The sequence below is a fragment of the Paucibacter sp. XJ19-41 genome (assembly GCF_028462495.1).
Classification (GTDB): domain Bacteria; phylum Pseudomonadota; class Gammaproteobacteria; order Burkholderiales; family Burkholderiaceae_C; genus Roseateles_E.
The window spans coordinates 1-7033 of the sequence record NZ_JAQOWX010000180.1 but is presented as its reverse complement, the minus strand read 5'-3'; the positions used below and the strand labels follow the sequence as shown (position 1 = coordinate 7033).

Below are 7033 nucleotides of genomic sequence, written 5' to 3'. Positions count from 1 at the left end.
CGGCGCGCGGCTTCCTCGCGCAGGGCGGCGCCGCAGCGCCCGGCGGGCTGGCGCGGGCGCAGCGGATCGGCGCGGCCTTCGTCGCACGACGGCTCTCGCCCGGCGGCGCGGCCGATATGCTGGCGAGCAGCTGCTGGCTGATGCGCCTGGGCGCGGCCTGAATGAGCCTGGCCCTGATCTTCAGCGGCCAGGGGCATCAGCATGCCGGCATGCTGCCCTGGCTGGCGCCCGACGCGCTGACCCAGGCACTGTGCGAGCGCCTGGGCGTCGCCGACTGGCGCGCGGCGCTGGCCGACACGGCCTGGGCACGCCGCAACCGCAACGCCCAGCAGCTGATCACCGCAACGGCGCTGGCCGCCTGGCGGCAGCTGGCTGACGAGTTGCCCGAGCCGCTGGGCATCGCCGGCTACAGCGTCGGCGAGCTGGCAGCCTTCGGCGCCGCCGGCGTGCTGACTCCCACCGATGCCCTCGCGCTGGCCGCCCAGCGGGCCGAGCTGATGGATGAGGCCAGCCGTGCCACACCCGGCGGGCTGATGGGCGTGAGCGGCCTCGCGCGCGACGCCCTTTTGTCGCTGCTGCGCGATACACCGCTGGCCATCGCGATCTCGAATGGCGCGGACCGCGTCGTGTTGGGCGGGCCGCAGCGCGCGCTCGATGACTTCGAGCCGCTGGCCGGTCGCCACGGCGCCCGCTGCACCCGGCTGGCGGTCGATGTGGCCTCGCACACCGCAGCGATGCAGCCGGCCGCCGACGGCTTCGCCGAGCGGCTCCGCCTCGTGCGCTTCGAGGCACCGCGCTGCCCGCTGTTCAGCAACACGGCACAGCGGATCTGGCGCGCCGATGCGGCGCGCGAGGCGCTGGCTAGGCAGATCGCCAGCACGGTGCATTGGGACGACTGCATGGACCAGCTGGCGATGCGCGCCCCGCGCTGCGTGCTGGAGATCGGCGGCGGCCAGGCGCTGGCCGGCCTGTGGAATCAGCGGTATCCGGACATCCCGGCCCGATCCGCCGACGAGTTCAGGACCCGGCAGGGCCTGAGCCGCTGGGTCGCGCAGTGCTGCAGCGCCTGAGCAGGGCACGCGCGCGTCTGCGGCTTGGCTCCCGACCTTTCCTGAAGCCGTAACGGTCCGTCGCCCGGCTTGATTGAAGCGGCCGGGCGCCCCCGATACCGTGCGATACCAAAGCGGCCCAGCCGCAGCCACAGGAGACAAACCATGAGCATCCACTGGATGTCGATTCTTCCGCTCGCGGCCATGTTCGTCATCGCCACCGTGCTGCCGATCAATATGGGGGTGCTGGCTTTTGTCGGCGCCTTTCTCGTCGGCACCTTGGTGGCGGGCATGAACGTCAAGGCCATCATCGCCGGCTTCCCCGCCGACCTCTTTCTGACGCTGGCCGGCATCACCTAACTGTTCGCGATCGCGCAGAACCACGGCACCATCGACTGGCTGGTCAGGATCGCGGTACGCGCGGTGCGCGGCCGGATCGCGGCGATTCCGTGGATCATGTTCTTCATCGCGGCGGTGCTGACCTCGGTCGGCGCCGTCAGCCCGGCCGCGGTGGCCATCATCGCGCCGATCGCGCTGGGCTTCGCTGCCAAGCACGGCATCAACCCGCTGATGATGGGCTTGATGGTGATCCACGGCGCGCAGGCGGGCGGCTTCTCGCCGATCAGCATCTACGGCGGCATCACCAACAAGATCGTCGCCCGCGCCGGCCTGCCGCTCAGCGAGCTGACGACGATGCTGGCCAGCTTCGGCGTCAACTTCGTCGTCGCGCTGGGCCTGTTCGTGATGCTGGGTGGCATGAAGCTGATGCGCCGCCACGCCGACGGGCCCGACAGCGAGCTGGCGCCGATTCCCCAGGTGGCGCGGGCCCAGGGCGGCCCGCAGGTCTTCGGCGGCGCCGAGGCCGAATCGTTCGGCGAAGGACGCCGGGTCGCGAACAGCCGCTCCTCGATGCTCGGCCAGGTCAACACCCAGACCTTCCAGAGCACCAATGTCCACCAGCTCATCACCGCGCTGGGGCTGTTGTCGCTGGCCGTGCTGACCCTGGTCTACAAGCTCGACATCGGTTTTGTGTCGATCAGCATCGGCCCGGCGCTGAGCCTGCTGCAGCCGCGGCTGCAGACGAGCGCGCTCGGCCAAGTGTCCTGGCCCGAGATCATGCTGATCGTCGGCGTCAGCACCTATATCGGCGTGATGGACAAGATGGGCACGATCTCCTACGTCGGCAACAGCGTGGCCCAGCTGACCTCGCCGCTGATGGCGGCCCTGCTGCTGTGCTTTGTCGGCGCGGTGATTTCGGCGTTCGCGTCATCGACTGCGGTGCTGGGCTCGCTGATACCGCTGGGCGTGCCCTTTTTGCAGGGCGACAACAGCGGCATGGCGATCGGCTTCATCGCCGCGATGGCGGTGTCGTCGACCATCGTCGATGTCAGCCCCTTCTCGACCAATGGGGCGCTGGTGCTGGCGAATGCCAAGGGCGTGGACCGGGAGCGCTTCTTCCGCACGCTGCTGCTCTATGGCGGCGCCGTCACGGTGCTGGCGCCGGTGCTGGTGTGGCTGCTCTTTGTGGTGCTCTGAGCAAGGGTTTGAGCGGGTCGCCCATCCGTGATCTTGTGACGCTTCCACCACAAAGCTCGAAGACCCCATCCCCCGAGTCGCGGGACTTTCTGAGACTATTTGTGCGTGGTCGGCATGAAAGTCGCTTGAAAGGGCTTAGTCTGACCACAGCTAACGGGCACAGGAGTACTTCATGCACATGCTTTACAACTCCCCCAGCTTCATCGTCGTGCAGTTCGACGTGCCGGTCGCGGCCGGCCTGCGCGCTGCCGATGAGATCGAGCCCGAGTTCCAGCTCAGCCGCGGCGGTTTCGAGATCGTCGACAAGTTCGCCCGCAAGGAGATTTTCATCGAGGGCGCGCTGGCCGAGCAGTTCCAGCAAGGGGTCGAGACCCTGATGGGGCAGGACCCGTCCGAAGAGGACCTCGATGACTTCATCGAGACCTATGCCAGCCTGGGCCACCAACCGGTGGTGATGCACTAATTGACTATTTCCTGCCAAGCGCCCGGCAATCGCCCGCCGGGCCTTGTTCTCGGCGCGGCTGTGCGCCAAGATGGGGCTCAACACGCCGACTGGCGTGGCTTGGTGAGGAGTACCCCATGGTCAAGCGTCTGTCGGACACGCGCGTAGTGCCCTCCCCCGGACTGGCCAAGGCCCCGGTGCTGGATCGCATGTGTTCGCAGTTCGTGCTGACGCTGACCGTCAAGCATGCGGGCCGCTTCAATCTGCGGCGCGACTTCAACGGCCTGCTGTCCTTCACCGGCCGCCATCTGGTCTGGCCGGTGCGCGTGCTGACCCGGCTGCGCGCCTATCTGGCCAAACGCTGCCAGGGCAATGAGCTGTGGACCGGCCACGAGGCGCTCAGCGATGAGATGTTTCTGGAGCACCACGGCGTCTGGAACGGCCCCTTCGCCGAAGCCACGCTGTTCTTCTACCTCGACGAATACATCAAGGACGCGCCCAAGGACATGCTGGCCCTGCTGGCCACCACCTGCGAGCTGCTGGACCGGCAGCTCAAGCAGGAGTCGACCCTGGTCGAGAAGAACATCGCCGCTTTAGGCAATCTGCTGCAGCTCAATCCGGCCGAGCGCGCCATCCTGCTCTACGGCACCCTGGCCCGCTACCAGCGCGAGCTGCGCGGCGCGCTGGTCGAGTTCAAGGGCAATACCGCGCAGGAGGCCGTCGCGGCGATTGCGGCGGTGGCCGATGTCAATGCCCAGGAAGTCGCCGAGGCCTTGCGCGCCGGCTCGCGGCTGGAGCGCATCGGCATGGTCGAGAACCTGATCTCGGAGCACAACATCACCGATCTGGCCGATCTGATGAAGGTCAGCGACCAGCTGCCGCCGGTGCTGATGCGCGAGTACCCGGCCCCGGGCGATCTGATGGCGGTGTTCACCCGCCCGGCCACCAAGAGCGAGCTGACGCCGAGCGACTTCCAGTTCGTCGCCGAGGATCTGGGCGTGCTGGGCACGCTGCTGCGCCAAGCGGTCGCGCGCCAGCAGGCCGGCGTCAATGTGCTGCTCTACGGCCCACCGGGCACCGGCAAGACCGAACTGGCCAAGGTCGCGGCCCAGGCAGCCGGCCTCGATCTGTACGAGGTCGAGTATGCCGACCGCGACGGCAACTCGCTGTCCGGCCGCGACCGTTACCGCTCGCTGCAGATCAGCCAGCAGTTCCTGAAGGCCAGCCAGAACGTGGCCCTGCTGTTCGACGAGGTCGAGGACGTGTTCCCGCCGCTGTCCACCGACACGGTGCAGCTGATGGCCCGGCTCGATGCCGCGCTCGATGCGCCGGCCTCGGGCTCGGTGTCGGGCAAGGCCTGGGTCAACCAGATCCTCGAGACCAATCCGGTGCCGGTGATCTGGGTGACCAACCGCATCGAGCAGATCGACCCGGCCTTCAGGCGCCGCTTCCAGTACCACCTCGAACTGAAGTCGCCGCCGCCCGGCGCCCGCCTGGGCCTGGTGCAGCGGGCGCTGTCCGATGTTGCGGTCAGCGCGGAGTTCNGGTGATCTGGGTGACCAACCGCATCGAGCAGATCGACCCGGCCTTCAGGCGCCGCTTCCAGTACCACCTCGAACTGAAGTCGCCGCCGCCCGGCGCCCGCCTGGGCCTGGTGCAGCGGGCGCTGTCCGATGTTGCGGTCAGCGCGGAGTTCGCGGCCCGGCTGGCCGAGCGGCGCGGCCTGACCCCGGCGCAGATCCGCACCGCGGTGCGCTTCGCGCAGCTGGCCGGCGCAGCGGACGAGGCCGAGGGCCTGATCGCGCGCCAGTTGCAGAACGCCGACAAGGCGCTGGGCCACCAGTCGCATGAGCGGGGTCCGCGCGAGGTCGTGACCCGCTATGCGCTGGACCTGCTGAATGTTGAATCGCGCTTCGAAATCCCGCGCATCGTCGAGGCCTTGCAGCGGCGCGGTCGCGGCAATCTGTGCTTTTACGGTCCGCCCGGCAGCGGCAAGACCGCCTTGGCCGAACACATCGCCCAGCGTTTAAGCCGGCCGCTGATGGTGCGCCTGGCCAGCGATCTGGCCAGCAAATTCGTCGGCGAGACCGAGCAGAACATGGCCCGCATGTTCGAGGCCGCGACGAATGAAGACGCGGTGCTGCTGCTCGACGAGGCCGACAGCTTTCTGCGCAGCCGGCGCATGGCCGAGCGCAATTACGAGGTCAGCGAGGTCAACGAGATGCTGGCCGGCATGGAGCGCTTTGCCGGCATCTTCATCTGCACCACCAATCTGTTCGAGGAGCTCGACGAGGCCGCGCTGCGCCGCTTCGCCTTCAAGATCCGCTTCAAGGCCCTGCGCGCCGAGCAGCGCGAGACCATGTTCGCGCATGAAGCGGGTTTGGCCGGCGTGGCCGAACTCGACGCCGAGCAGCGCGAGCGCCTGGCCGCGCTGGACCAGCTGACCCCGGGCGACTTCGCCGCCGTGCGCCAGCAGGTCGAAATCCTTGGTGAGGCCTTCACACCCGACGAGTTCCTGTCTCAGCTGGAGGCCGAGCACCGGGTCAAACCGGAGGTCAGGCAGCGGCGCGGGATCGGGTTTCGCTAGGGCCAGCGACTCGGCCTCATGACCAAGTCTCGGTATCCTTGCAAACCAGGTGAATGATGGACGCAGGGCTGGAAATCCAGAACGCCTGAAAGTCGGCGGCCAAGGGCTCTATCGCGTCGCATCGGACCACGCCCGCTGCGGCGAGCTGCGCTGACGCGGCCTCGATATCGTGGGTCAGGATTTCAAACCAGGTCTCCGCCTGACTGAGGGTCGCGACGCTATCGATCCACAGATGGTTGGCCCCGAATTTGAAGCCCTTCGCCGGCGCGTGCGAGGTCAGCTCCTCCAGGCCGATCACATCGCGATAGAACCCGATGGTCTGCTCATACAGATGCGCAGGCACCTTCATGGCAATGTTCTTGCCCGCAGTGAATGTCGGTTTTTGATTCATGGCTTGAGTTGCAGTAGATCAGAAGGACTGAGCAGCAAGCAGCGGCGGTCGCGGGCGATGGCAGGCCGCATGCGTGCAGCAGGATCAGGACCGAGCCGACTTCGGGCGGCGCACGGCGCGCACCTTGCCGCTCTCGCCGCCGCCGGCGTAGAAGAGCTCGGCCCCGTCGGATTCGAGCCCGCTGACGCCGGTGCCCGGCGGCATCTGCAGCCGCTCCAGCACCGTGCCGCTGGCCGGGTCGATGCGGCGGATCTCGCTCTCCTCGCCCTCCCAGACGCCGTGCCACAGCTCGCCGTCGACCCAGCTCACGCCGGTGACGAAGCGGTCGGACGCTATGGTGCGCAACAGCGCACCGGTCTCGGGGTTGATCTGATGGATCTTGCGGTCGCGGTACTGCCCCACCCACAGGCTGCCCTCGGCCCAGGCCAGACCCGAGTCGCTGCCCTGGCCGGGCGCCGGGATCGAGGCCAGCACCCGGCCGCTGGCGGGGTCGATCTTGTCGATGCGCGACTCGGCGATCTGATAGATGTGGGTGCCGTCGAAGGCGGTGCCAGCATCGCAGGGGCAATCCAGGCGGCGCACGGACTCACCGCTGGCGGGGTCGATGGCCAGCAGGGCCGCGCCGGTGGCGGCCCAGACGCGCTGGCCATCGTGGGTGACGCCGGCGATCTTGTCGGCACCGGCGAAGGGGCCGTATTCGCGCACGATCTCGGCGGCCTGCACGCGGGCTTCTTGGGTCTTGAGGGTCATGGGGCTCTCCTGATGGCGCTCGGAATCGGCGCCTGGCAGCCACTCTATGCAATCGGCAGCGCGGCAGGGAGTAACAAGATCGTCGTGAATCCCACCAGCGACGGAGCCAGCCAGCGCTGTGCCCGCGCCCGCCCGACGGCGCGCACCTGGCCCTGCGCCTGAAGCTCGGCCAGCGCCCGCTGCACCGTGCGCTGGCTGGCGTCCAGGGCCAGGGCCAGCGCCGAGGTCGACCAGGCCGCGCCATCGGCCAGCAGGGCCAGCAGCGCGGCCTGATCGCC

The 7033-nt window shown here is 68.3% G+C and carries 6 protein-coding genes and 2 pseudogenes; 5 read left to right on the top strand and 3 right to left on the bottom strand.

All coding sequences use genetic code 11. The features are described from left to right. The 5 genes and pseudogenes from PO768_RS26985 to PO768_RS29370 form a co-directional block, all read left to right on the top strand. Nucleotides 1–161, top strand: a 161-nt coding sequence (locus PO768_RS26985) for a triphosphoribosyl-dephospho-CoA synthase (RefSeq protein ID WP_272648522.1), incomplete at its 5' end; no start/stop codon positions are given. Further along, complete coding sequence (locus PO768_RS26980; protein ID WP_272648521.1) at nucleotides 162–1070, top strand: ACP S-malonyltransferase; 909 nt, start codon at nucleotides 162–164, stop codon at nucleotides 1068–1070. A gap of 144 nt (nucleotides 1071–1214) precedes the next feature. Then, nucleotides 1215–2585: pseudogene (locus tag PO768_RS26975) on the top strand (SLC13 family permease). Between the two features lie 172 nt (nucleotides 2586–2757). Beyond that, the gene (locus PO768_RS26970; protein ID WP_137942703.1) at nucleotides 2758–3048 is read left to right on the top strand and encodes a BTH_I0359 family protein; all 291 of its coding nucleotides are present in this window, start codon (nucleotides 2758–2760) and stop codon (nucleotides 3046–3048) included. A 116-nt stretch (nucleotides 3049–3164) separates the two neighbouring features. Further along, nucleotides 3165–5614 (top strand): annotated as a pseudogene (locus PO768_RS29370) (AAA family ATPase). A gap of 16 nt (nucleotides 5615–5630) precedes the next feature. Here PO768_RS29370 and PO768_RS26955 read toward each other — a convergent pair. The 3 genes from PO768_RS26955 to PO768_RS26945 all read right to left on the bottom strand — a co-directional run. Further along, on the bottom strand, nucleotides 5631–6005 hold the full coding sequence (locus PO768_RS26955; protein WP_272648519.1) for a hypothetical protein: 375 nt from the start codon (nucleotides 6003–6005) through the stop codon (nucleotides 5631–5633). Nucleotides 6006–6089: 84 nt separating this feature from the next. Then, complete coding sequence (locus PO768_RS26950) at nucleotides 6090–6755, bottom strand: Vgb family protein (protein ID WP_272648518.1); 666 nt, start codon at nucleotides 6753–6755, stop codon at nucleotides 6090–6092. Nucleotides 6756–6799: 44 nt separating this feature from the next. Next, on the bottom strand, nucleotides 6800–7033 hold a 234-nt coding region (locus PO768_RS26945; RefSeq protein ID WP_272648517.1), incomplete at its 5' end, for a DeoR family transcriptional regulator.

Coding starts and splice junctions, on each gene's coding strand:
- PO768_RS26980 (WP_272648521.1), top strand. CDS start 162: ATGAGCCTGGCCCTGATCTTCAGCGGCCAGGGGCATCAGCATGCCGGC.
- PO768_RS26970 (WP_137942703.1), top strand. CDS start 2,758: ATGCACATGCTTTACAACTCCCCCAGCTTCATCGTCGTGCAGTTCGAC.
- PO768_RS26955 (WP_272648519.1), bottom strand. CDS start 6,005: ATGAATCAAAAACCGACATTCACTGCGGGCAAGAACATTGCCATGAAG.
- PO768_RS26950 (WP_272648518.1), bottom strand. CDS start 6,755: ATGACCCTCAAGACCCAAGAAGCCCGCGTGCAGGCCGCCGAGATCGTG.